Here is a 24,234-nt window from a genome sequence, read left to right on the forward strand (position 1 = left end):
CCTGACCGGGCCGGGGCACCCCGGCCGGGCCGGGGCACCCCGGCCGGGCCGGAGCAGCCCGACCGGGCCGGAGCAGCCCGACCGGGTCGGAGCAGCCCGACCGTCAGCGCAGGCCGGCGGCGGCGAGCAGGTTGCCTTCGGGCAGCGCCGGGAGGGCGCGGCCCTGGGACATGCGCTGCTCGGTGCGCTCGGCGGTGAACGCGGCGTCGTTGGCGATGGCGGCGGCGTAGCTGGCGGCGGTGCGCTTGGCGATGGCCGTCCAGCCGTACTGGTCGTGGACCATCCGGCGGGCGCGGCGGGCCATGGCGCGGGCGCGCTCGCGGTCGGACAGCAGCGCGTCGACGGCGTCGGCGAGCCCGTCCGGGTCGTGCGGGCCGAACGTCATCCCGGTGGCTCCCGGCTCGACGATCTCGGCGAGGCCACCGGTGGCGGCGACGGCGAGGGGCGCTCCGGCGGCGGCGCCCTCCAGGGCGACCATGCCGAACGGCTCGTAGATGCTCGGCACCGCGAAGCAGTCGGACGCCGCCATCAGCGCCGGCAGGTCGTTGCCGCCCAGGAAGCCCGGCATGCTGACCATCCCGCCGAGGCCGCGACGGTGCACCTCGGCCTCCAGTTCGGCGCGGTACGGGCCGTCGCCGGCGATCACGGCGCGCAGCCCGGGGTGCCGCTCCCGCAGCCGGGGAAGGGCGGCGATGAGGTGCTGTACGCCCTTCTCGTAGACGAGCCGGCCGGCGAAGGTGACCAGGGGGCCGTCTCCGGCGAACCGGGCCCGCGCCGCGGCCACGTCCCGGGCCGGCACCTTCCAGCGGTGCGACTCGACGCCGTTGGCGACCACGTCGACGCGGCCGGCCGGTACGCCGAACAGCGCGCCCACCTCGTCGCGCATGTAGCCGGAGCAGACGATGACCCGTCCGGACTCGCTGCTGAGCCACTGCTCGACACCGTGGATGGTGCGGTTCATCTCCTCGGGCAGCCAGCCCTGGTGCCGCCCCGCCTCGGTCGCGTGGATGGTGCTGACGAGGGGGATGTCCAGGTGGTCGCGCAACGTCATCGCGGTGTGCGCGACGAGCCAGTCGTGGGCGTGGATGACGTCGTAGCTGCCGGCCTGGGTGGCGCGTAGGGCGGTGCGGGTGAGGGTGTGGTTGAAGGCCATCGTCCAGGCGAGCAGGGAGCCGGTGGCGAGGGGGAAGGCGACGGGGTCTTCGGGTGCGCGCAGGATGCGCACGCCGTCGGCGTACTCCTCCAGGGGTGCGCCCTCGGCGTGGCGGGTGACGACAGTGACGTCGTGGCCGGCGGCGGCGAGGGCGACCGACAGGGCGTGCACGTGGCGGCCGAGGCCGCCGACGAGCACCGGCGGGTACTCCCACGAGAGCATCAGGATGCGACGGGTCTGCGGCGGCACCCCCGGGCCGGGCTGCGCGGGCACGGTCGCGCCGGGCTGCGCGCCGAGGCCGGAATGCGCGGACGGGCCGGGCTGCGCCGGAAGCTGGGGCCGGGAGGTGAGGGTGGGCCGGTGGGCCCGATCCGTGGCGGTAGCGAGCTGCTCGCCGACCCGCAGCGTGGTCACATCAGTCTCCGTCCATACGTGGTGGCACGCGCCGGCAGCGGTGGCGGCGGAGTGAGGGTGGGGAGGGGTGGCCGAGGGCCGAGTGAGGCACGCGCGAACGCGTGTCCCCCGACAAGCAAAGGGCATCGAGCCCCGGAACGCATCTTGAAAACGCCCATGGTGACGGAGGACACCTGAGGGTGTAGCGCGCATCAGACAGGTGGTTTTCGGTCATCGCCTGAAAGGATGGATTGGCGCGCGGGGGCGCAGGGCAATACCGGCGTGCGCGCGGGCGGCCCGCCCTCCCGTGCGTTCACGACGCGGTTCGCTCGTGATCAAGTGCTGAAGGAGCGACATGCAGGTCTGGCCGGGCGAGCGGTATCCCCTGGGCGCCACCTACGACGGGATGGGCACCAACTTCGCCATCTTCTCCGAGGTGGCCGAGCGGATCGAGCTGTGCCTCTTCGACGAGTGGGACACCGGCGCCGAGCGCCGCGTCGAGCTGCGCGAGGTGGACGCCTACGTCTGGCACGCGTACCTGCCGGGCATCGAGCCGGGGCAGCGCTACGGCTACCGGGTGCACGGCCCGTACGACCCGGCGAACGGGCTGCGCTGCAACCCGCACAAGCTGCTGCTCGACCCGTACGCCAAGGCCGTCGACGGTGACGTGCAGTGGGACCCGGCGGTGTACGACTACGAGCTGGGCGACCCGGAGCGGATGAACGAGACCGACTCGGCGCCGTTCATGCCGAAGTCGGTGGTGGTCAACCCGTACTTCGACTGGGGCAACGACAAGCCACCACGCACCCCGTACCACCACTCGGTGATCTACGAGGCGCACGTGCGCGGGCTGACCATGCGGCACCCGGACATCCCGGAGGAGCTGCGCGGCACGTACGCGGGCATCGCCTCCCCGCCGATGATCGAGCACCTGACCCGGCTCGGGGTGACGGCTATCGAGCTGATGCCCGTGCACGAGTTCGTGCACGATCACCGCCTCGTCGACCTGGGGCTGCGCAACTACTGGGGTTACAACACGATCGGCTTCTTCGCCCCGCACCACGGCTACTCGGCGCTGGGCCACCTCGGGCAGCAGGTGCAGGAGTTCCGGGGCATGGTCAAGGCGCTGCACGCGGCGGGCATCGAGGTCATCCTCGACGTGGTCTACAACCACACCGCCGAGGGCAACCACCTCGGGCCGACGCTGAGCTTCAAGGGCGTGGACGCGCCGAGCTACTACCGGCTCAGCGAGGAGGACCGCCGCTACTTCGTCGACTACACGGGCACCGGTAACAGCCTCAACGTGCGCAGCCCGCACTCGCTGCAACTGATCATGGATTCGTTGCGGTACTGGGTGACCGAGATGCACGTCGACGGGTTCCGCTTCGACCTCGCGGCGACCCTGGCCCGCGAGTTCTACGAGGTGGACCGGCTCTCCACGTTCTTCGAGGTGGTCCAGCAGGACCCGGTGGTCAGCCAGGTCAAGCTGATCGCCGAGCCGTGGGACGTCGGCCCCGGCGGCTACCAGGTGGGCAACTTCCCGCCGCTGTGGACGGAGTGGAACGGCAAGTACCGCGACACCGTGCGGGACTTCTGGCGCGGCGAGCCGGCCACCCTTGCCGAGTTCGCGTCGCGGATCTCCGGCTCCGCCGACCTCTACCAGGACGACGGCCGCCGCCCCTTCCACAGCATCAACTTCGTCACCGTGCACGACGGGTTCACGCTGAACGACCTGGTGTCGTACAACGACAAGCACAACGAGGCCAACGGCGAGGAGAACCGGGACGGCGAGAGCCACAACCGGTCCTGGAACTGCGGCGTGGAGGGCGACACCGACGACGACGCGGTCCTCGCCCTGCGGGCCAAGCAGCGGCGCAACTTCCTGGCCACCCTGATGCTCTCGCAGGGCGTGCCGATGATCGGCCACGGCGACGAGTTGGGCCGCACCCAGCACGGCAACAACAACGCCTACTGCCAGGACAGCGAGCTGGCCTGGGTCGACTGGGACAACGTCGACGAGCACCTGCTGGACTTCGTCCGTACGCTCACCGAGTTCCGCAAACGGCACCAGGTGTTCCGCCGCCGCCGGTTCTTCACCGGCCTGCCGGTGGGTGGGCGCGGCATCGACGAGCCGCTGCCCGACCTGGCCTGGCATACCCCCGACGGGCGGGAGATGACGGGCGAGGACTGGGGCAACGACTTCGGCCGCTCGGTGGCGCTGTTCGTCAACGGCGAGGGCATCCGGGAGCGCGGCCAGTACGGCCAGAAGCACCACGACGCCTCGTTCCTGCTCTGCTTCAACGCCCACGACGCGCCGCTGGACTTCACGATGCCCGGCAGCGAATACGGCCAGAAGTGGGAACGGGTGATCAGCACCGCCGAACCCGAGCCCGGCGACGCCACGGTCATCAGCGCGGGCGGCACCATCCGGGTGCCGGACCGCTCCCTGGTGGTGCTGGAAAGGACGATCTGACATGGCCGCCACCCCTCCGCAGGCCACCTACCGCGTCCAGGTCCGCCCCGGCTTCGACCTGGACGCCACCGCCGGCATCGTCGACTACCTCACCGACCTGGGCGTCAGCCACCTTTACAGCGCCCCGCTGCTGACCGCCACCCCCGGTTCCGCGCACGGCTACGACGTGGTCGACCACCGGACCGTCAACCCGGAGCTGGGCGGCGAGGCCGCGCGGCAGCGGCTGCTGCGGGCGCTGCGCGAGAAGCAGCTCGGCCTGGTCGTCGACATCGTGCCCAACCACGCCGGGGTCGCCGTGCCGCCGGCCAACCCGGCCTGGTGGGACGTGCTGCGCCGGGGGCGCGACTCGTCGTACGCCGACTGGTTCGACATCGACTGGGACCGGGGCCGGCTGCTGCTGCCGGTCCTGGCCGACGACCCGGCGGCCCTCGACGACCTGAAGCTCGTCGACGGGGAGCTGCGATACCACGAGCACCGCTTCCCGATCGCCGACGGCACCGGCGACGGCACCGCCCGGGAGGTGCACGAGCGGCAGCACTACGAGCTGATCTCCTGGCGGCGCGGTGACGCGGAGCTGACGTACCGCCGGTTCTTCGCCATCGCGGGCCTGGCGGGTCTGCGCGTGGAGGACCCGGCGGTGTTCGCCGCCACCCACGAGCTGATCCTCCGGTGGGCCGCCGCCGGCGAGGTCGACGGCATCCGCGTCGACCACCCGGACGGCCTGCGCGACCCCGCCGGCTACCTGGCCCGGCTGCGCGAGGCCGCGCCGGACGCCTGGCTCGTGGTGGAGAAGATCCTGGAGTACGGCGAGGAGCTGCCGGACTGGCCGGTGGACGGCACGACCGGCTACGACGCCCTCGCGGCGGTCAACGGCCTGTTCGTCGACTCGGACACCGAGGGCGACTTCACGGCGCTGGACACCCGCCTCGCCGGGCACCACACGTCGTGGCAGGACCTGACCCACACCACGAAGCTGACCGCCGCCACCCAGCTCCTCGGCGCCGAGCTGACCCGGCTCGCCGCGCTCGCCCCCGAGGTGCCCACCGAGCGGGCCCGCGCCGCGCTCGCCGAACTGGCCGCCGCTTTCCCGGTCTACCGGGGCTACCCGCCGGAGGGCGCCCGGCACCTCGCCGCCGCCCGCTCCGAGGCGGGTCGCCGCCGCCCCGACCTGACCGGCGCCCTGGACGCGATCACCCGCCGGCTGCGCAGCCCGGACGACGAGCTGGCGATGCGTTTCCCGCAGCTCACCGGCGCGGTGATGGCCAAGGGCGTGGAGGACACCGCGTTCTACCGCTGGACCCGGTTCGTGGCGCTCAACGAGGTCGGCGGCAGCCCCGCCCACTTCGGGGTGCCGCCGGCGGAGTTCCACCGCTTCGCCAGCGCCCGCCAGGTCCGCTGGCCGGCCAGCATGACCACCCTCTCCACCCACGACACGAAGCGCGGCGAGGACGTGCGCGCCCGCCTCGCCGTGCTCAGCGAGCTGCCGGGCCGCTGGGCCGAGCAGGTCCAAAGATGGATGGAGTACGCCCGGCTGCCCGACCCGGCGTTCGCCCACCTGCTCTGGCAGACCGCCGTCGGCGCGTGGCCGATCGAGCGGGAGCGGCTGCACGCGTACGCCGAGAAGGCCGCCCGGGAGGCCGCGGCCTCGACCAGTTGGGCGGACCCGGACCCGGTCTTCGAGCAGGCCATGCACGCGCTCATCGACCGGATGTACGACGACGAGCAGCTGCACGCCGAGCTGACCGAACTCGCCGCCGCCATCACCCCGGCCGGCTGGTGCAACTCGCTCGGGCAGAAGCTGATCCAGCTCACGATGCCCGGCGTGCCGGACACCTACCAGGGCACCGAGCTGTGGGACAACTCCCTCGTCGACCCGGACAATCGGCGGCCCGTCGACTTCGACGTACGCCGGGAGATGCTGGCGCGGCTCGACGGCGGCTGGCGTCCCGCGCTCGACACCGACGGCGCGGCGAAGCTGCTCGTCGTGTCGCGGACGCTGCGGTTGCGGCGGGCGCACCCGGAGCTGTTCACGTCCTACCGGCCGGTGCCGGCGCACGGGCCGCAGGGCCGGCACGTGCTGGCCTTCGACCGGGGCGGCGCGATCACCGTGGCGACCCGCCTGCCGCTGGGCCTGGCACGCGCCGGCGGCTGGCACGACACAGTCCTGTCGCTTGGTGTTAACGAGGTGAAGGACCTGTTCACCGGGCGGGTCTACAGTGGCGGGGAGACCTCTGTGGCCGACCTGTTGGCCGACTATCCCGTCGCACTGCTGGCTCCTCCCACCGATGACGCGGAGGCTGCTTCATGACCGAATTCTCCGTGTGGGCGCCGGACGCCACCCGCGTGCGGCTGCACCTGCCCGGCGCCGACGACCACGAGATGCGCGCCGCCGCCGACGGCTGGTGGCGGGTCGAGGTGCCCGACGGCGGCCCCGACTACGCGTTCCTGCTCGACGACGACGACATCCCGCTGCCCGACCCGCGCTCCGCGTGGCAGCCCGACGGCGTCCACGGGCCGAGCCGCCTCTACGACCATTCGGCCTTCGACTGGTCCGACAGCTCGTGGACCGGGCGGCAACTGCCCGGCAGCATCCTCTACGAGCTGCACATCGGCACCTTCACCCCGGAGGGCACCTTCGACGCGGCCATCGACCGCCTCGACCACCTGGTGTCGTTGGGCGTCGACCTGATCGAACTGCTCCCGGTCAACGCCTTCAACGGCGAACACAACTGGGGGTACGACGGCGTCTGCTGGTATGCCCCGCACCAGCCCTACGGCGGCCCCGACGGCCTGAAACGGTTCGTCGACGCCGCCCATGCCAAGGGGTTGGGGGTGATCCTCGACGTCGTCTACAACCATTTCGGGCCCTCCGGGGCCTACGCGCCACGGTTTGGGCCCTACCTCGCCGAGCAGAGCAACAGTTGGGGCCGCTCGGTCAACCTGGACGGCCCGCACTCCGACGAGGTACGCCGCTACATCATCGACAGCGTCCTGATGTGGCTGCGCGACTACCACGTCGACGGGCTGCGTCTGGACGCCGTGCACGCGCTGCCGGACTCCCGGGCGGTGCCCATCCTGGAAGAGCTGGCCATCGCGGTCGAGTCGTTGTCGACGCACCTGGGGCGGCCGCTGTCGCTGATCGCCGAGTCCGACCTCAACGATCCACGGCTCATCACGCCTCGGGAGGCGGGTGGGTTCGGGCTGCACGCGCAGTGGAACGACGACGCCCACCACGCGCTGCACACGTTGCTGACGGGGGAGCGGCAGGGCTACTACGGCGACTTCGGGTCGCTGGAGACGCTGTCGGACGTGCTGACGGGTGGGTTCTTCCACGCGGGCACCTGGTCGAGCTTCCGTAACCGGCACCACGGGCGGCCTGTCGATCCGCGGATTCCGGGGCACCGGATGGTGGCCTACCTCCAGAACCACGACCAGATCGGCAACCGGGCTACCGGGGACCGGATCTCGGCTTCGCTGTCGCCTTCTCTTCTGCGCGTCGGGGCTACGTTGCTGTTGACCGCGCCGTTTACTCCGATGCTGTTCATGGGGGAGGAGTGGGCGGCATCCACGCCGTGGCAGTTCTTCACCTCGCACCCAGAGCCGGAGTTGGCGTCTGCGGTGCGGACCGGGCGGCGGCGGGAGTTCGCGGCGCACGGGTGGCCCGAGGGGGACGTGCCCGATCCGCAGGACCCGCAGACGTTCGTGCGGTCCCGGTTGGACTGGGCGGAGCTGGACAAGCCTGAGCATGCTTCGATGCTGGCTTTTTACCAGCGGTTGATCGCTCTGCGGCGGTCGGTGCCGGACCTGTCGGATCCTCGGTTGCACGCGGTTTCTGTGCAGCACGGGGACCAGTTTCTGCTGATGCGGCGGGGGGACACGCTTGTCGTGGCGAACCTGGCTGGGCGGGGGCAGGGGGTCAGCCTGCCTGGGGTGGCTCGGCGGGTGTTGCTGGCTACCGGGGAGGGTGTCACGGTGATGCGGGACCGGATCGAGCTGCCTGCGGAGACTGCGGCGATCGTGGCACTGTGAGGCCTACCGATCATGAACCGATGTTGTCCAAGGGGCTATGTGGCTCGGCGGGGTGTCCGCCCCTTCTTCGGCCTCCACGCCGTCATTGAGGTACCACCACCCAGCGCGGGATCTTGAGCGTTGACCAGCAAAGCTCACCCTCGCCCTCAGTCCGGTGCCATACGGCGAGTCTGCGGAAACGCGGCGGCGAACCGCTGCCACGGGACGTCCCAACTGTCCCCCATGTATCCACGCTTCACCTGGAGCTAGGTCGTCCAGAGTGGAACAAGGGGCCGCACGTACCTGTGCGCGCAGACGTACCGGTGATGGACACACAGTGCGACGAGGAATTAACGTCCTGTGTGTGCATGACGAGACCGCGAAGCTGCCGCTTGGCCCCGGTTTGTCTGAAAGGCCGGTGGAGGACCGAGGCCACGAGACGGCGAAGTGGTATGCGTACCAATACGCGTGCACGGCACGTGAATGTTTCGCGATGCTCACCAAGCCGCGGCCATGGGTGCTGTGCGAGTGGCACACAGACTACGTCTGTCCTGGACCAGATGGCGCGCAGCCGCACGTTCTCGTTTCGGTGAAGCATCGAAGTCAGGACCAAGGGGCTTGGGGACTAGCCGATCTGCCTTACAAAGGTGGGTTTAAGGTTCTCTTCGAACGCTGGATTGCAAGCGAGAAATCCAACACATGTCTCTGGGTGACTAACAACGGATTCAAGATCGGTGCGAATCAAGCACGGGAACTCGCTAAAAATCTTTCGGCCAAACCCGAACTTCGCGACACCGAAGCATTGAAGTGGTACGCAAAGAATCTGCAACCTGCCATCGGATCCAGCAGCTTGGACGAAACGGTCGATTTCCTATCCGCCTTGACGATGTATAGCACTGGTGGAGACGAGCACAGCATGAGAGCGCTCGTTATTGAAGATACAGTGCGGCCAGCATTAGCCAGGCTGGGAGTTCGGCCGGGTTTCGCCAGGGCGGCCTATGACGCTGCGTTCAACCTTGTGGACGAAGCCGTTCGGGGGCTCAACCCTCACGAGCCGGATGTTGATTGGATGGTGGGCGATGATCTGGCCGACCATTCAAAGGGCGTCAGAATGATAACCAGGGCTCGTTTCTTGCGTAGACTTCAGGATAGCGGGATCCCTATAACCAGCGACGCTATCGACGAGCAGAGCGCTAGCAGCACCGCGATGTCCCGTAAGCTTCGTGCCGGAATGCTTGGGCCAACTGTTGTGTCGGCTGCCCCTCGTCTACGCCAGCGCTGGTACGAAATTGAGGTCAGCTTCCGGCCCGACGTTCCGAGTCCGTTCGCCGACGAGGTCGGCAGAATTCGGGCAGAGATACTGCATCATGCATTAGTCGCGGAGACGCGCACCAGGAGGACGGAAGCGCCTTATGGCCCTCAGATGCATATGGAGCTGAGTCAGTTAATTTCTGCTGCCCACTCAAGCCCCAAGATTCCTGTCGGCATGCCCGAGCTCATGGGGTGCGTTTACCAGCTCACGGATGAATGCAAAATATGGTGGTCTGACGAGTTTGATCCGCAGCACGAGGCTCCCTGGATTGCAGGAAGTAGAAGCGGTAGCCAGCACATGCAACTAGAGTTCCCTGTGTTTCATGGTGGCGCTAATGCCTGATCTTGGAGCGGGCGAATATCTTAACGGTTCGCGCGATACTGGCCTGGATTACCATGCGGCCCGCATCTTGCTCTTAGTGGCGGCATTTAGTTATCAGAAACGCAAAGGCATTGACGGATTGACTAAGTTGGCAAAGTTGGATTTTCTCCTCAGGTATCCGGTCATGATGGAACGACTTGCGCTTGTTGAGTCGAACGAGACCCCTCCTGATCATTTGCGGGCGACCGATGAGGAGCGGCTGGCGGTGGAAAGCCGCATGATTCGATACAAGTTTGGACCATGGGATGACAGGTACTACCCCATTCTCGGAATGCTGATCGGTACTGATCTCGTAAGAAGCTCAGGAGGTAAGGGAAGGTTGCGGATGTCTGTTACCGGAGACGGCAAGCGGGCCGCATCGCAACTCGCCGCCTTGCCAACGTGGCGCTTGACCGCAGCTCGATGCGAATACATCGCGACGAATTTTAACACGACCGGAAACAGGCTGAAAGACTTAATCTACGAGAACCTGCCCGATGTAGTTGACCGTCCTCACCGCACCTACATTTGAGTCGGTAACCAGATTGAGGATCTCATAATGGCAGTCCACCTTCAATTTCATCGCCTAGACCTCAAGACCGCTCAAGCCACGAGCCGATACGAGTTCAAGCCTGGGTTGAATGTCGTTAACGGAAGCTACAAGACTGGCAAGAGCAGTATGTTAGAGCTTCTGAAATTTGCTCTGGGTGCCAAAGGCGCCAAGCTGATGACGGCGATCGAAGAGAACCTCCAGAATGTAACGTTGGAAGTGACTATAGGCGCAGATCGGCTGACTTTAAGTCGCGCGGTCGGAGAGAACCAGTTAACGGTTACTCGCGCTGACGGTTTCACTGATCGCTGGACTGCTACTTCCGGTAAAATGCCGCGGGCTGGTATAGAAATTCTCAAGCTGCTGCGATTCCCTATCGCGCGCTTAAGCAATAACAGCGAGACGGGTAGCGAGCCCCTGACATTCTTTGACCTTTTCCGATACGTTTACCTGCCGCAGGATGACGTAAACTCGTCGGTGGCGGGACACAATGATCCGTTCACGAACAGGAAACGGCGTGCCGTATTCGAGTTGGCTTACGGCCTTTCTGACGAACGTATCCGGGAATTGGAAGTTGATGCTGCCGCGTTAGAGCGGGCGCAAGGAGCAGCAAAGTTGGAAGCGGAGACTGTTCGCCGTTTCCTATTCAATGTTGGCGCGCCCAACGAAGCAGAGCTAGCGGTCGAAGAGGCAGAGGCCCAAGCTGACCTCGTCGAAGCGGAGAGACGGCTTGAAGAAGCGAGGCGGATGGCCGGCGCAGACATCGGCGGGGACCAAGAAGGTCTCCGAAAGCGGATCTCTACCCTTCGAACCGCAACGGCGGACGCTGAGGCAGAGCGCACGCTAGCGCAGGTGGCAGTTGACCGAGGACGCGCCTTGCTCGCGCAGCTCCAACTGGACGCGCAAAGAGCACAGCGAGAGGCGGATGCTCACAATTCGATCTCAGGCCTCGAATTTAGCGTCTGTCCACGGTGTCTACAATCTGTTTCGGACCGCGACCTTGATCCGGCGCAGTGTCTTCTTTGTGCCCAGCCGCAGCCATCGCGTTCTGGCTTGCGGATGCGGAGCGACCATGATGCAGCGGTAACCCGCATTCTTGCCCAAAAAGAAGAAGCTCTAATGCTCCAGAAAGAAGATGAGGACTATTTCACGGAGTGGACGAATCAGGTAAATAGGCTGCGTGAGCAGCTCACTGAAGCTGCGGGCGACCTAGAAAGGCAAGCCGATCCTCAGCAGATCTTTCCCAGTATAGATCAAGCCAGCGAGGCTGCTGCCGACCGTGAGCGCGCGCGTGCTCGCCTACGCGACATTGAGCGATTTCGAGATCAATGGGATCAATACGATGAACTCGAATCTAGGGTACGTCGCTTTGGCCAGCAGCTGGAATCTAACCGCGTGCAACAAACATCCGAACGGCAGCGACTTGAAGAGAATAGGTATAGGATTGCCGAGTTGGGCGAAATTTTTGATGAAGAGATTCGCGAGTTACGCTTTACCGGCTACCAGGAAGCGGGGCTCGACCCTCAGACCTATCTCCCCGTCATCAATGGAGACTCATTCGATCGCTTGAGCGTAAGCGGAGCCAGCAAAACGCTCGCCAATGATGCCTATTATCTTGCCAATCTCGCATACTCGCTCAGTAGCGGACAGTACCTTATGCCCGACGCGCTTCTGCTTGACAGCCCCCGCACTAGCCTCGGAAACACCCCGGAGGATGTCGCTGCTGGTCAGCGGCTATACGAAAGGATGTATCGCCTGTCGCTTTCTTATCCTGCGTGTCAGATCATCGTGGCTGATAATGGGCTTCCCCCACTGGAGCGTAGGCTATCGAAATCAATTAATCTTATAACCTTGACGTACCCTGAGCCGTTGCTGCGCGATGTCCCTCACCCGGGTAGGGAGGCGGTTATTGAGATGGAGCAACGTCAAGCGGGAAAGCGGCGGCGATAGTTGTTCTCCACTGCCCGCGTCTTCCGGTGCACACGACCGTGAACGATGAATGGCTCGGCCCTACGCCTGATATCTTTATGAGAGCTTTACCGACATTCAATGTGAACGGCATGAGGCTCTGCTGGTGTACCGTACAGCAGTGCAGGGATAGGGGTTCATGCTCGCCACTAGCCCAGTAACTTGTTCGGGAGTGGGTGAAGGCATGGTGAAGAGGCCGGACACCATCGGTGCCAGGATCCGATACTGGCGGATGCGCCGGGGCGGCATGACTCAAGCCGTCCTCGCCGGCCTCGCTGGGGTCACCCAGTCGTACGTGTCGCAGGTCGAGTCGGGTCGGAAGACCATCGACCGTCGCTCCACTCTGGTCGCTCTCGCCGCCGCGCTCCAGGTCACGGTGGCTGACCTGCTCGGCCAGGGCACCGAATCCGGCGACCCCGCCCGTGAGAGCGCCGCCGAGTGCGTGCCGGCGATCTGGTCGGCCCTGATTGAGATCGAGGACGGCGAGCGCCGCCCGTCCACCTACGCAGCGGAGCATCTGGCCGCCGAGATCGCCCGCGCCGAGCAACTCCGCAGCTCGTGCAACTACCCAGCCATGGCCCGCATGCTCCCGAGCTTGTTGCTCGAAGCCGCCGCCGTAGGCGGGACCGTGCTCGTCCAGGTTGCCTACCAAGCCGCCACCTGCTTGCGGAACCTCGGCTACCGCCACCTCGCCCTCAACGCCGCCCGGCTCGCTGGGGCGGTCGCCGAAGACGCCGAAGACCCGGCGTGGATCGCAGCCTCCCGTTTCGCCTACGCGCAGAGCCTGCCGATCGAGTCCGCATCGGTCGCGGCGCGCGCCGCCGACCGGTCACTGACCGAACTGCAAGCAGACGCCGCCGACAAACGAGTGCGACAGATGCTCGGCCAGCTTCATCTCTCGGCCGCGTTGACGTCGACGGTCAGCGGTCGGTTGGACGTAGCTCGCGACCACCTTGCCGAGGCAGCACGTGAGGCGGCGACGCTCGGAGATCCCGTCGACGGGGCTGGCTTCAACGGTTGTGGCTTCGGGCCGACCAACGTGGGGCTCTGGGAGATGTCCATCGCCGCCGAGCAGGGCGAGTCCGGCCGGGTCATTGAGCTGTCCCGAACGGTCCGGCCGCAGGTGCTCGCGGCGTCGATCCGCCAACAGTCCTACTGGCTTGACCTCGGTCGAGCGCTGGCAGACAGCGGTCGTCGGGATGCCGAAGCCCTCGCGGCATTCGTGCAGGCCGAGCGGGCCGCGCCGATCCCGTTCGCCATCAACCCTCTCGCCCGCGATGCCGTGGTGACTCTGGCGCAGCGTGCCCAGCGCCGGGCCATCCCCGACGACCTGCGCCTGCTCGCCGGCCGCATCGGCATCAACCTGGCCGCATAACTGCCAGTAATCACCGCATCACCAATCCGCCCTACTGTCCGGTTTAGGACGTGGACGCGTCCCGATGGCCTGGGGGCGGCGAGCCTCCCGGGCCTCTGACTGAGGAGGCGGGATGAGCGGTCAGGACGACGACGCTTCGGAGAACAAGGGTGAGGCGGCCGAGCGGGAGGCTGCCAAGCAGCGCCTCCTCGCCCAGGCCGAGGCGGACCGCGTACCCGTGGAGGACACGACCCGCGCGGTCCCGGACCGGCGGTGGCGGCGTGACCAGCGATGACCTCCCGATCGGCCGCCGGGTGGCGCGCTGGCGGGTGCGGCGGCAGATGACGCAGCAGATGTTGGCCGACCGGCTGCGCAGGTCGAAGAGCTGGGTCGACAAGATCGAGCGGGGCGTCCGCCCCCTGGACCGGTACTCGGTGATCCAGGAGCTGGCCCACGTCCTGCGCGTCGACCCGGAGGTGTTGCTCGGCCAGCCGCGCGGCATCCCTGCTGGCCCTCCGGATGGGGTGGACGACATCCGGGCCGCGCTCGCCCGCTACGACACCCCGCAAGCCCCACAGGAGACGGACGAGCTGAGGCGGCAGGTCGGCTACGCCTGGTTGACCTACCAGCACGCGCACTACGGGCAGTTGGTGCGGGTGTTGCCGGGTCTGCTCGACGCCGCCCAGGGCGCGCGGTCGGCGGAGCTGCTGGTGCAGGCGTACCGGATCACCTCGTCGCTGCTGGTCAAGCTCGGCGAGGCCGACCTCGGCTGGCTGGCCGCCGACCGGGCGATGGCCGCCGCCGGAGACGACCCGGCGCTGGCGGCGACGGCGGCCGTCTCGGTCAGCCAGGCGCTCCGCGCCGCCGGCCGCGACCGCCTGGCCCTGACCGCGTCCCTCGCCGCCGCGAACCGCGTCCGGCCGCAGCGGTCGCCGGGGGAGTGGGCCGTGGGTGGGACGCTGCTGGTCCAGGCCGCCCTTGCCGCCGCCGGCTGCGGCGAGCACCACCACGCCAACGAGCTGACCGACCGGGCCGCGGGCGTCGCCGCACACCTTCGGGGGTACGACGATCAGCACCGCACCAGCTTCGGCCCGGTCGCCGTGGAGCTGGCGCGGGTGCTGGTGGCGGCGTCGCGCGGTGACGCCGTCGAGGCGCTGCAACGGCACTCGACTGTGGTGCGGCGGGAGGGGTGGCGGCGGTTGCCGGCCGAGTATCGGGGCGCCTACCTGGTGGACGCCGCTCGGGCGTACCTCCAGGTGGGTGACCTGCGCGGGGCGGCGCGGGCGCTTGTCGACGCGGACAGTGTCGCGCCGGCTGAGGTTCGGTGCCGGCCGTTGGCGCGTACTCTCATCGCCGATGTCGCCCGGGCGCAGCCGGCGCCGGCCGGCGTGGCGCGACTGGCGACGTTGGTCGGCCTCACCCGGTGAGCGCCTGCGGCGACCCAAGCGCCGGGCGGCGGGACAGGACAAAGGCAGCCATCGGGGCTTCGACGGCGAAGAATGTCAAGCTGCCAGTGCTTTCAGTTCTTCCAGCACCTCACGCTCGACCTCGGCAAGTGACCTCTGTTCGTCCTCGGCGATCCACTGGGAGAAGGCCACGCTGAAAACCGTCACGCCGGTTTCCGCCGCGAGGACGGCCGCTCGCTCGGCGACGCCGCGCGCACGCAAGGCGCCGGCTACCACCGCCGCGAGCGATGCCCTCTTCAGCAGCTCGCGTTCCAGTAGGCCGGGGTTCGCCGTGATGACCGCGTGGCGCTGACGTGACCAGGGCCGTCGTTCGTCGGCGAAGGACTCCGCCGCGACCGCCAGGGCTGCGGTGACCATCTCCAGCGGCGACGCGGACGGCGGGGCCGCGCGAACGCCGTCCAGGAATGCCTGTTGCAGCATGTCCTGTCCGTCGAACAGCACCTCGCGCTTGTCGGCGAAGTGACGGAAGAACGTGCGCTCGGTCAGGCCGACGCTCTGGGCGATCTCTTCGACGGTCGTCTTCTCGAAGCCTTGTCGGACATAGAGCTCCAGTGCCGCCATCTGTAGGCGCTGCCTCGCACCTGGATCCCATCGCGCCATAGGGAGAGCATAGTGATGACAGTGGCTGACATCATGCGTTAGGGTGACGACAGCAACTGACATCACCAGGGTGTTGGTTGGCCGGCATCAAGGAGATCCATCCATGCGCGTTTTCGTCACCGGGGCATCCGGCTGGATCGGCTCCGCCACCGTCGGCGAGCTGCTCGCGGCCGGTCACGACGTCGTCGGCCTCGCCCGCTCCGACGCCTCCGCCGCCGCTCTGCAAGCCATGGGCGTCACGGTCCGGCGCGGCGACCTCGACGACCTCGACGGCATCCGCGCGGGCGCCGCGGACGCCGAGGCCGTGATTCATCTCGCCAACAAGCACGACTTCGACAACCCCGCCGTCTCGAACAAGGCCGAGCGAGCCGCGATCAAGGCAATCGGGGACACCCTCGAAGGTTCGGGTCGGCCCTTCCTGTTCGCCTCGGGCATCATCCCGGTCGACGGTGGTCGTCCCGCCACCGAAGACGATGCCTCCCCGTTCCACGGCCCCGACACCCCTCGCGGCGGCGGCGAGAACCTCGCACTGGACTACCTCGCCCGAGGCGTGCACGTGGTCGGGGTGCGGTTCGCCCCCACCACGCACGGCGCGGGCGACAACGGCCTCATGACCACTCTCGTCGGTATCGCGCGGGAGAAGGGCGTTGCCTGCTACATCGGCGACGGTATGAACCGGTGGCCCGCAGTGCATCGCTCCGATGCCGCCCGCCTCGTCCACCTCGGACTGGAGAAAGCACCCGCGGGCTCGCTCCTGCACGCGATCGCCGAGGAAGGAGTCCCGACACGCCAGATCGCCGAGGCGATCGGCCACGCGCTCGACCTGCCCGTCGCCTCCATCTCGGCCGAGAACGCACCAGCTCACTTCGGCTGGATCGGCGGATTCTTCGGCAGGGACATCCCCGCCTCCAGTACTCGCACCCAGGAAATCCTCGGCTGGACACCCACCGGCCCCACCCTCCTGGACGACCTCAACACAGGCGCCTACTCCCACGCCTGACAACCCGACGACGAGACGTAGGCCGTCGGGTCAACCGGGCTACGAAACGGGACCTAGGACCGCGGCTGTTCTCCGGCTTGAGCGCGTTCCACGATCATTCGTAGCGCCTCGACATGCCTCACGAAACGGGCTCGGGCCTCGTCGGTGGCTCGTACCGTGGTTTTGGGTACCCGGCCGTGATACGTGCGCCGTTGCTCGATCTGCCCGTCGTTCTTGAGTGTGGTGAGCTGTTTGGACAGTGCGGAGTCCGACAGTGACACCGCGTCCCGCAGGAAGGCGAAGTCGCACCAGTCCGCAGCTGTCAGCACCGACATGATCGCCAGCCGTGTCGGATCCGAGAGCAGCCGGTCCAGGCCCGGTGCCCGGCCCGCAGTTGGTGGTGAGTCGGTCATCGGCCGCTTCGGTGTTGGAAGGTCTCGCTCAGCAGCTGACTCAGGGCGAACAGCGCGGTGAACGCAGCGCCGAGGAGTATCCCGGCGACGGTGTTCGGGTAGTTGCTCAGGCCGATCGCGCCGGCCACGTTGTCAGCGATCGTGTTGCCGTAACGGGAGAGCAGCCAGCCGCCGAGACCGCCGACGACCGCCACCACACCGAAAGCCTGTGGCACGAACGTCTGCCTGCGCTGCACAGCGCGCAGCCTGCTCAGTGGCGCTGATCGGCCGGCAAAAGTGATCACGGCAACGATGACGAGCACGACCAGGACCACCGCGGCGAGCAGCTTGGTGCCATCGAGGTCGACGAAGTCGTTAACCGCACATGCCGCGGCACTCAGGAGGAACATCGTTGCGTAGACCCACCACGGCACGCGCGCCGCGCGCCGGGTCCGTTGCTGGTGCTCGTGGATCGTGGCCAGAGTTGCTGCCGCGCTCTGCTGATCGACTTGCCTGCTCATCGTGACCTCCTTGGCTAGTTGCCTCATTGGAAAGTACTAGCTTCTTTCCGATGAGGCAACTAGTCAGGTGGCCGGGGCGGCGACGGTGCGCGGATCTTCGCCGGACAGCGGCGGCGCACCCCCACCGTGCCCGACCCGGCAGCGGTCCTGCCGGCGGACCTGAGCCGCCGGGACTTCGCCATCGCCGCTTTGCCGGCCGAGTATCGGGGCGCCTACCTGGTCGACGCCGCTCGGGCGTACCTCCAGGTGGGTGACGTGCGCGGGGCGGCACGTGCCCTGGTCGACGCGGACAGTGTCGCGCCGGCTGAGGTTCGGTGCCGGCCGTTGGCGCGTACTCTCATCGCCGATGTCGCCCGGGCGCAGCCGGCGCCGGCCGGCGTGGCGCGACTGGCGACATTGGTCGGCCTCACCCGCTGATCGAGCAGCTTCGCCGCCCCGGCGATCCCACGACCTGCCACCGACGCCGCCACCGGCACCAGCCTCGGCGGGTCAGTCCCGCCGCGGACTCACAGAATCGTTGTCAGCACGCCTCCATCGACGCGAACCGCCGATCCGTTGATTGCGGACGCGGCGGGACTGGCGAGGAAGGTCACGGTGTTGGCGATCTCGCTCGGTTCGATGAAGCGCCCCAGTAGGGAGGTCTGGTTGGCGCCGATGATCGCCACTTTCAGGTCGTCCTCGAGGAGGGACTGGGCGTCGGCCAGCGACCTGACCGTTTCGGCGACGCCTGTCGAATAGGTGGGGCCGCCCAGCACCGAGTTGACGGTCACCGCAGTGCCCTTCGTGAGCTTCGCCAGGCCGTTGCCCACTGCGAGCATCGCCGTCTTGGACGTGCCGTAGTGGATCATGTCCGCGGGGATGTTGACGCCCGACTCGCTGCTCACGAACACGATCCGGCCCCACCCCCGATCGAGCATTGCCGGCATGAGGTGCCGCGCGAGCCGGACCCCGCTGAGCACGTTCACCTCGAAGTAGCGCCGCCACTCCTCGTCGGAGATGAGGTCGAAGGGCTTGAGCTCGAAGAGCCCGACGTTGTTGATGAGAATGTCAACGCTTGGCAGTTCGTCGCACAGCCTGTCGACGTCATCGGCAACCGAGAAGTCTGCCTGGATGCCAGTGACGGACACGGCGGGTGCCTCCCGACGCAACACGTCGACAGCCTCGGCCAGCTTTGCCGGGTCGCGGCCGTTGAGGACCACGTTGACACCTTCGCCGGCCAGGGCCTTCGCGGTTGCGTAACCGATGCCTTGACTGGATCCGCTGATGAATGCGGTCTTGCCGCTGAGCTGCAGGTCCACGTGCTGTTCTCCTGGTGAGTGGTCGCCGATTGGTGCCAGAACGGTGCGCCTGCCGGACGTCGGCAGGGCGTTGCTCTCGACCTTGCCGCGGACGGATGAGCATCTGATGAGCAACGAGTCAGTGGCTGACGCTGGTGTGGCCGGGACCGGGCGCGGGCGGCTCGTCGCTGAATCAGGCGGTGTGGTGCTGGCCGTTGACCGGAGGGCTGATGGTGCACTGGCTTGCCGCGTCCAGCCGGGTGGAGACGCTTTCCGGCAGCTCGAATGCGAGGCCGGCGAGGTTGGCGCTCAGTTGATCGGCGGAGCGCGGCCCGAGGACCACCGATGTGATCTCGGGCCGGCTGCGGAGCCAGGCGAGCGCCACGGTCGGCGTGGTCGTACCCAGTTCGGCGGCGACCGTGGTGACCTCATCGGCGATATCGAAATGCCGCTCGGCGAGGAGGCCGGTCACGAACGCGTGTGCCATCGGGCTGGGCATGGCCGCCCACTGGGCGAGTCGGGATCCGGCGGCCGGTGCGGCGCCGCGCTGGTATCGCCCGGCGAGCAGACCGCTGCCGAGCGGGCTGTAGGCGAGGATGCCGAGCCCGTTCTGCTGGCAGGTGGGGACGATCTCGGCCTCGATGGCGCGCGTGATCAGGGAATAGTTGGCTTGCAGGCTGATGAAGGGTGTTCCGCCGATGCGGTGCGCTGCCCATTGGGCGCTGACGATTCCGGCGGCGGTGAAGTTGGAGCAGCCGACGTAGCGGACCTTGCCGGAGCGCACGAAGCCATCGAACGCTGCCATGGTTTCGTCGATCGGAGTGTCTGGGTCCGGGACGTGACACTGGTACAGGTCGATGTAGTCGGTGCCCAGTCGGCGCAGGCTCGCCTCCAGGGCGCGCGTCAGGTGGGCGCGGGACAGGCCCCGGTTGTTGGGCCCGGCACCTTGCGGCGCCGCCCCCTTGGTGGCAAGGACGACCTCGGCGCGGCGGTGGGCGATGGCGTGACCGACGATCTCTTCGCTAGCGCCACCCCGGTAGGTGTCTGCGGTGTCGATGAAGTTGTGGCCGGCGTCGAGGAACTCGCCGATGATGCGGCGGGCCTCGGTGTCCGACGTCGGTGCCTGCGCGTCGGTGCCGAAGTTCATCGTGCCCAGGCATGCCCGGGAGACGTGGAGACCGGATCGGCCCAGTGTCGCGTACCGCATGCCATCCCCGTAGAATCGGAATCAATATTCCGTTTGAAGATACGGAACCTGGATTCCGCTCGTCAAGGGTGCTCGAATCGGAGGAGGCCGGAATGATCCGCTCGGATGCGGCGCGTAACCGCGCGAAGGTGCTCGCGGCGGCCGAGATCGTGCTCGGCGAGCAGGGACTGACCGCCCGCATGGACGAGATCGCACGTCGAGCCGGAGTCGGTGTCGGCACCGTGTACCGGCACTTCGCTACGAAGGAAGCCCTCTACGCGGCGATCGTTTCGGCGCGGGTGGACCTGCTGCTCGATGAGGCCGCCCGGTTGCGCGCCGCCGCAGAGCCACAGACCGGGTTCTTCAGATTCTTCGCGCAGGTCGTCGCGGACGCCGCGCGCAAGAAGACCCTGACGGACGCGTTGCGCAGCGCAGGGATCGACGTCAAAGCGGAGCAGGCAGGCCAGCGAACGCAGATGCGCGAAGCGTTGGCAGACCTTCTGCGCGACGCCCAACGCGTAGGCGCCGTACGCCCCGACGTCGACATGCCCGAGATACTCGCCCTGCTGCGGGGCGCCAGCATGGCGGCAGAAACCGGTGACTACTCCGGCCCCGTCATCGACCGGACCCTTGCCGTGCTGTTCGACGGCTTGCGCCCGCTCGCGGCCCATGAACCCCTGCCGTCGGCATAACGCGGCGAGCGCCGCCGCGCCGGGGATCTGGCCGACCGGGCCGCGGACGTCGCCTGCAAACCTTCGGGGGTACGACGATCAGCACCGCACCGGATGGGTGACCTGCCCGGTGCCGCTCGCGCCCTCGTCGACGCGGACAGTGGATCAGGTTGATCATGGTGTCGCCGTAGGAATCGATCCTCGACACCAGGTGGTGCCGCTCCCGGTCGCTCGCCGCCACCAGGCGTTCCAGCGAGGAGCTCGCTTCCGCGCCGACATAGCGTTGCTCGTGCACCTGGTTCTCGACATACACACCGAGCCCCACCGCCGCCCCTCCTTCACGAAATGGCCGGCCAGGGCATTGCACACCCTGGCCGGCCAACCGTACGGTCGTCGGTCCTTGCAGGGAACCGGGCACCGCGTACCGAAAACCGCTGTCCGGGATCCGACTCTCCATCAAGGAAATGCGTAAGTACGGTGCGAAAGGTGCATTGCGCGGCACGAACGTGAATGTGATGTGGCAGTCTGTCCTACCGAGAGCGACGCGGCCCAACCGGGTTTCCAGAACCGTCAGGATCGGTGCCGAGGAAGGGCGATCGCAGGATGGTCGACAACAGACCGCGCGCCTACCTATTGCAGCAGCAGGACGAGGTCGGCGCAGGGCGCAAAGGATTGCTCGCCGCCCTGATCCTGGCGCAGATCGCCGTCCTGGCTTTCCTCGTGAGCGCAATGCTCGGTCGGAATCCGCCCAGCATTCTGCAATTCCTGATTCTCCTGGTCCTCGCTCAACTCTTTCGGGCCCTGAACGACAAGATATATCTGCCCACTCTCGCGACACGGGGCGACGCCGCCGTCCTGCGGTTCTACGCGAGCACCTTCAGGCCGCTGCTCACCTGCACGATCTGGGTGGCACTGGCCGTGCTCACCTGGCTTCAGTTCGGCGCGCAGGTGGCCGTCGTCGGTGGTCTGGTGCTCGTCGGCATCGGTCTTCGAACACTGATCAACCTCCGGCGCGCCACCGGAGGGCTGCTTCGCTGGCGCGACATCCAGCTGATGAATTCGCTTCTGGCGTTCGTGGCGCAGGCAGACGTCGAGGCCCGACGCGGTGAGCTGGCGGCCGCGCGGGAGTTGCAGGACCGTGCCGCCAACCACCCGGCGGTCCGGAAGTATCCCAAGGTGCTCCACACCATCGCCATGCAGCGTGCCGCCTGGGCGCTCGTCCAGGGCGACCATGCGCTTGCCGAACGGCAGTTCAAGGATGCCGCCGAATATCTCCGGAAGCACACCGACCGGTCGGCTCTGGGGGAGGCTCTCACGGGGCTGGGCAACCTGTATCTGGCGCAGGAAAGATATGCGGAAGCCCGCGCGGTGATGACCGAGGCGTTACGTGTTGCCGGTGGGAAGATGTACCGCCTGAACCGGGTACGGATCGAATACAACCTCGCCGTCATCTGCGTCCAGACCGACGACACCGAGGCTGCGGTGTCGCACGCGCTCGAGGCGCGCACACTCAGCCGGCAGTGGGGAGCGTTCACCGTTCTCGGTAATGCGTGTGACGTGCTCGCCGGCGTGGCTGCCGAGGCGGGCCGGCCGGACGAGGCGGACACCTACCTCGCAGAAGCCGCCGAGGCGTATCGGCAGGACGACGCCGGGCCCAACTCATGGACCCGTCATCACCTCATGCGAGCGATCGTGTTCACCGTCAGGGGCGACGAGGTGCACGCGCTGGAGGCCTATCTGCTGATGATTCGGCTGCTCAGCGAGGTCAGGGCCGGTTGGGGGTGGCGGGACGCGCAGGCCCACCTCACGCGCGTCATGGGTGAGCAGGAGTTGACCGCGGTTCGGCTCGCCCACGCGCGCTACGACCGGGGCGACGACTCCGCAGTGGACTTCCTGACCGAGGTGCTGGACCTGAGCAGCCGGACCGCCCTGCGGCAGGTCCTCCGGGGCGGCATCGCCACGGACGACCGGGCCGACGACCTCCAACCGGACCTCGTCAGACTGCTGGGCGAGATCGCCAGCTACGAGGACGCGATAAGCGGTCAACAGTCCGCGCAGCCCGGGACGGACCAGCCCGACGACCTGGAGCGGAAGGGGCTCGTCAGCCTGGCCGCGTACGAGCGGTTGGAGAGCCTGGTGTCGATCCGTTTCCGGCGCATGTTCCAGGGAACCGCCCCGCCGGCGTCCGGCGCACCCGCGGGCCGGGTTCCCCCCGGATCCCACCTGCTCCAGGCCCGGCTCTTCGACGACGACGGTTCGGTGGTCATCACCGGCATGTGGACCTCCCCGGACGGCGTGCGCGTTCCCTATCTCCACACGGCGACGGACCGGCAGGCATCGATCATCCGAGACTTCATCGTGCCGGCGCCGCGCGGGCTGGCCGCCGACGGTGTCGAGGGCGGTGCGGGCGAGTCCGTCGACGGTGCCGCCGGCGCACTGCCGACCGCATTCCGCGCGCAGACAAGCGACTGGGAGGCCAGCCGGCATTTCCGTCGACTGGCGACAGCGAAGTGGGACCAGTGGTCAGAGCTCGCTGCCCTGCTCCTGCCGCCGGGCCTTCAGACCATCCTCGACCGCAGCGACCCGGACGGCGACGTGCCGCACCTGCTGATCGTGCCGGATCCGGTGCTGTGGCGGGTCCCGTGGGCCGTCCTGGCCGTGCGGAACGACGGCGCGGACCGGTTCCTCGCCGACCACGCCATCCTGAGTTACCTACCCAGTCTCGCCCTGCTGGACGACACCGCACCGGATGTGGAGCAACAGTCGCACGGACCGGCGGCGGCCTATCTCGCCGACGTCGATGCGGACGGGATCCGTATCGAGAAGGAGGCGCTGACAAGCGCCTACGGGGACACGGTCGAATTCCTGCCGACGCCCGAGGCGCTGCTGTCCGTGCTGCGCGACCGCGGCACACAATCACCGCTTCGACTGCTGGCGTTGACGGTGCACGGAAACGGAAGCCCGGGCCTGGCACACGCCCTCGCGCTGACCGACGGCACCGAGTTGTCTGCCGCACGCATGCTCGCGCTGCGGTTCCCCCCGCTGCTGCTGATCAACGCCTGTCTGTCGGCCGAGCTGGACCAACGTCAGGGCACCGACCCACTGGGCATCCCGACCGTGGCGCTGTGCCGGGGAGCCGAGACCGTGCTCGGCGGACTGTTCCCGCTGCCGGACGGGACGGCCGCGAATCCCGAGTACAGTCATGCGACGGCGACAATCGTCAGCCACCTCTACGGTCTGCTCAGCGCTGGCGTACCCCCGTCGATCGCCCTGCGCCGGGCCCAGCGTCGATGGCGGGAGAGCCGGCCGGAAGCGCCGCCGGTGCTCTGGGCGGGGCTCGTCGCCCTCGGTGTCGACAGTCGGGTTCCCGCTGGTACGAGTGGAGGTTCATGACATGACGACGCACCAACCGTCCCATCCCGATCCCGACGGGCTCGACGATCTCGACGACCTGGTCTTGACTTGGCGTTCCTTCGTCACCAAGGACGCCATCGAGGACGACGACGAGGCCGCACGGCTCGTACCCCCGCCACCGGTGGCCCCGCCGCCCCCTCCTCCCTCGTCGTAGGCG

At 67.7% G+C, this 24,234-nt stretch carries 20 protein-coding genes; 14 read left to right on the plus strand and 6 right to left on the minus strand.

The window, feature by feature from the left end:
* Positions 1-103: 103 nt before the first annotated feature.
* Entirely contained in the window at positions 104-1,567 is a 1,464-nt protein-coding gene (locus MILUP08_RS16425) for a glycosyltransferase family 4 protein (RefSeq protein WP_007459593.1), read from the minus strand.
* A gap of 334 nt (positions 1,568-1,901) precedes the next feature.
* Here MILUP08_RS16425 and glgX point away from each other — a divergent pair, with 334 nt between their 5' ends.
* From glgX to MILUP08_RS16450, 9 genes are all read left to right on the plus strand, one after another.
* Positions 1,902-4,019, plus strand: coding sequence for a glycogen debranching protein GlgX (glgX, locus tag MILUP08_RS16430; protein ID WP_007459595.1), 2,118 nt, complete (start codon positions 1,902-1,904; stop codon positions 4,017-4,019).
* A gap of 1 nt (position 4,020) precedes the next feature.
* Positions 4,021-6,327, plus strand: coding sequence for a malto-oligosyltrehalose synthase (treY, locus tag MILUP08_RS16435; RefSeq protein ID WP_007459596.1), 2,307 nt, complete (start codon positions 4,021-4,023; stop codon positions 6,325-6,327).
* The gene (gene treZ, locus MILUP08_RS16440) at positions 6,324-8,048 is read left to right on the plus strand and encodes a malto-oligosyltrehalose trehalohydrolase (RefSeq protein WP_007459597.1); all 1,725 of its coding nucleotides are present in this window, start codon (positions 6,324-6,326) and stop codon (positions 8,046-8,048) included. The genes treY and treZ overlap by 4 nt, the downstream gene beginning before the upstream one ends.
* 343 nt (positions 8,049-8,391) lie before the next feature.
* Positions 8,392-9,681 (plus strand): hypothetical protein, encoded by a 1,290-nt coding sequence (locus tag MILUP08_RS35360; protein ID WP_144056942.1) that lies wholly within the window; start codon positions 8,392-8,394, stop codon positions 9,679-9,681.
* Complete coding sequence (locus tag MILUP08_RS36730; protein WP_237747089.1) at positions 9,674-10,231, plus strand: hypothetical protein; 558 nt, start codon at positions 9,674-9,676, stop codon at positions 10,229-10,231. The genes MILUP08_RS35360 and MILUP08_RS36730 overlap by 8 nt, the downstream gene beginning before the upstream one ends.
* A 27-nt stretch (positions 10,232-10,258) precedes the next feature.
* Positions 10,259-12,199 (plus strand): AAA family ATPase, encoded by a 1,941-nt coding sequence (locus tag MILUP08_RS35365; RefSeq protein WP_007459601.1) that lies wholly within the window; start codon positions 10,259-10,261, stop codon positions 12,197-12,199.
* A gap of 202 nt (positions 12,200-12,401) precedes the next feature.
* Positions 12,402-13,592: a helix-turn-helix domain-containing protein gene (locus MILUP08_RS16445; protein WP_007459602.1), complete on the plus strand. Its 1,191-nt coding sequence runs from the start codon at positions 12,402-12,404 to the stop codon at positions 13,590-13,592.
* Between the two features lie 112 nt (positions 13,593-13,704).
* Entirely contained in the window at positions 13,705-13,866 is a 162-nt protein-coding gene (locus tag MILUP08_RS36735; protein WP_007459604.1) for a hypothetical protein, read from the plus strand.
* Positions 13,853-14,998 carry a helix-turn-helix domain-containing protein gene (locus tag MILUP08_RS16450; RefSeq protein ID WP_007459606.1) on the plus strand — a complete coding sequence of 382 codons (1,146 nt, stop codon included), beginning with the start codon at positions 13,853-13,855 and terminating at the stop codon, positions 14,996-14,998. Before MILUP08_RS36735 ends, MILUP08_RS16450 begins: the two co-directional genes overlap by 14 nt.
* A gap of 75 nt (positions 14,999-15,073) precedes the next feature.
* On the opposite strand, the gene MILUP08_RS16455 is transcribed toward MILUP08_RS16450, so the two are convergent.
* Positions 15,074-15,598 (minus strand): TetR/AcrR family transcriptional regulator, encoded by a 525-nt coding sequence (locus tag MILUP08_RS16455; protein ID WP_007459608.1) that lies wholly within the window; start codon positions 15,596-15,598, stop codon positions 15,074-15,076.
* Positions 15,599-15,740: 142 nt separating this feature from the next.
* Between MILUP08_RS16455 and MILUP08_RS16460 the strand changes: the two genes are divergently transcribed.
* The gene (locus MILUP08_RS16460; RefSeq protein WP_007459610.1) at positions 15,741-16,637 is read left to right on the plus strand and encodes an SDR family oxidoreductase; all 897 of its coding nucleotides are present in this window, start codon (positions 15,741-15,743) and stop codon (positions 16,635-16,637) included.
* A 53-nt stretch (positions 16,638-16,690) separates the two neighbouring features.
* On the opposite strand, the gene MILUP08_RS16465 is transcribed toward MILUP08_RS16460, so the two are convergent.
* Together MILUP08_RS16465 and MILUP08_RS16470 are read right to left on the minus strand one after the other, a co-directional pair.
* The gene (locus MILUP08_RS16465; protein ID WP_007459611.1) at positions 16,691-17,029 is read right to left on the minus strand and encodes a winged helix-turn-helix domain-containing protein; all 339 of its coding nucleotides are present in this window, start codon (positions 17,027-17,029) and stop codon (positions 16,691-16,693) included.
* Positions 17,026-17,529, minus strand: coding sequence for a hypothetical protein (locus MILUP08_RS16470; protein WP_007459613.1), 504 nt, complete (start codon positions 17,527-17,529; stop codon positions 17,026-17,028). The genes MILUP08_RS16465 and MILUP08_RS16470 overlap by 4 nt, the downstream gene beginning before the upstream one ends.
* A 126-nt stretch (positions 17,530-17,655) precedes the next feature.
* Between MILUP08_RS16470 and MILUP08_RS16475 the strand changes: the two genes are divergently transcribed.
* Entirely contained in the window at positions 17,656-17,946 is a 291-nt protein-coding gene (locus tag MILUP08_RS16475; protein WP_007459615.1) for a hypothetical protein, read from the plus strand.
* A gap of 89 nt (positions 17,947-18,035) precedes the next feature.
* On the opposite strand, the gene MILUP08_RS16480 is transcribed toward MILUP08_RS16475, so the two are convergent.
* Complete coding sequence (locus MILUP08_RS16480) at positions 18,036-18,827, minus strand: SDR family NAD(P)-dependent oxidoreductase (RefSeq protein WP_007459617.1); 792 nt, start codon at positions 18,825-18,827, stop codon at positions 18,036-18,038.
* Positions 18,828-18,999: 172 nt separating this feature from the next.
* Complete coding sequence (locus MILUP08_RS16485; RefSeq protein WP_237747091.1) at positions 19,000-19,953, minus strand: aldo/keto reductase; 954 nt, start codon at positions 19,951-19,953, stop codon at positions 19,000-19,002.
* A gap of 152 nt (positions 19,954-20,105) precedes the next feature.
* Here MILUP08_RS16485 and MILUP08_RS16490 point away from each other — a divergent pair, with 152 nt between their 5' ends.
* From MILUP08_RS16490 to MILUP08_RS35950, 3 genes are all read left to right on the plus strand, one after another.
* Positions 20,106-20,684, plus strand: a complete 579-nt coding sequence (locus MILUP08_RS16490; RefSeq protein WP_007459621.1) for a TetR/AcrR family transcriptional regulator — start codon at positions 20,106-20,108, stop codon at positions 20,682-20,684.
* Between the two features lie 582 nt (positions 20,685-21,266).
* Positions 21,267-24,056 (plus strand): CHAT domain-containing protein, encoded by a 2,790-nt coding sequence (locus MILUP08_RS16495; RefSeq protein ID WP_007459623.1) that lies wholly within the window; start codon positions 21,267-21,269, stop codon positions 24,054-24,056.
* A 1-nt stretch (position 24,057) separates the two neighbouring features.
* Complete coding sequence (locus MILUP08_RS35950) at positions 24,058-24,231, plus strand: hypothetical protein (RefSeq protein WP_167626054.1); 174 nt, start codon at positions 24,058-24,060, stop codon at positions 24,229-24,231.
* Positions 24,232-24,234 lie beyond the last annotated feature (3 nt).

This window comes from Micromonospora lupini str. Lupac 08, from assembly GCF_000297395.2.
In the GTDB taxonomy this organism is placed as follows: Bacteria; Actinomycetota; Actinomycetes; order Mycobacteriales; family Micromonosporaceae; genus Micromonospora; species Micromonospora lupini.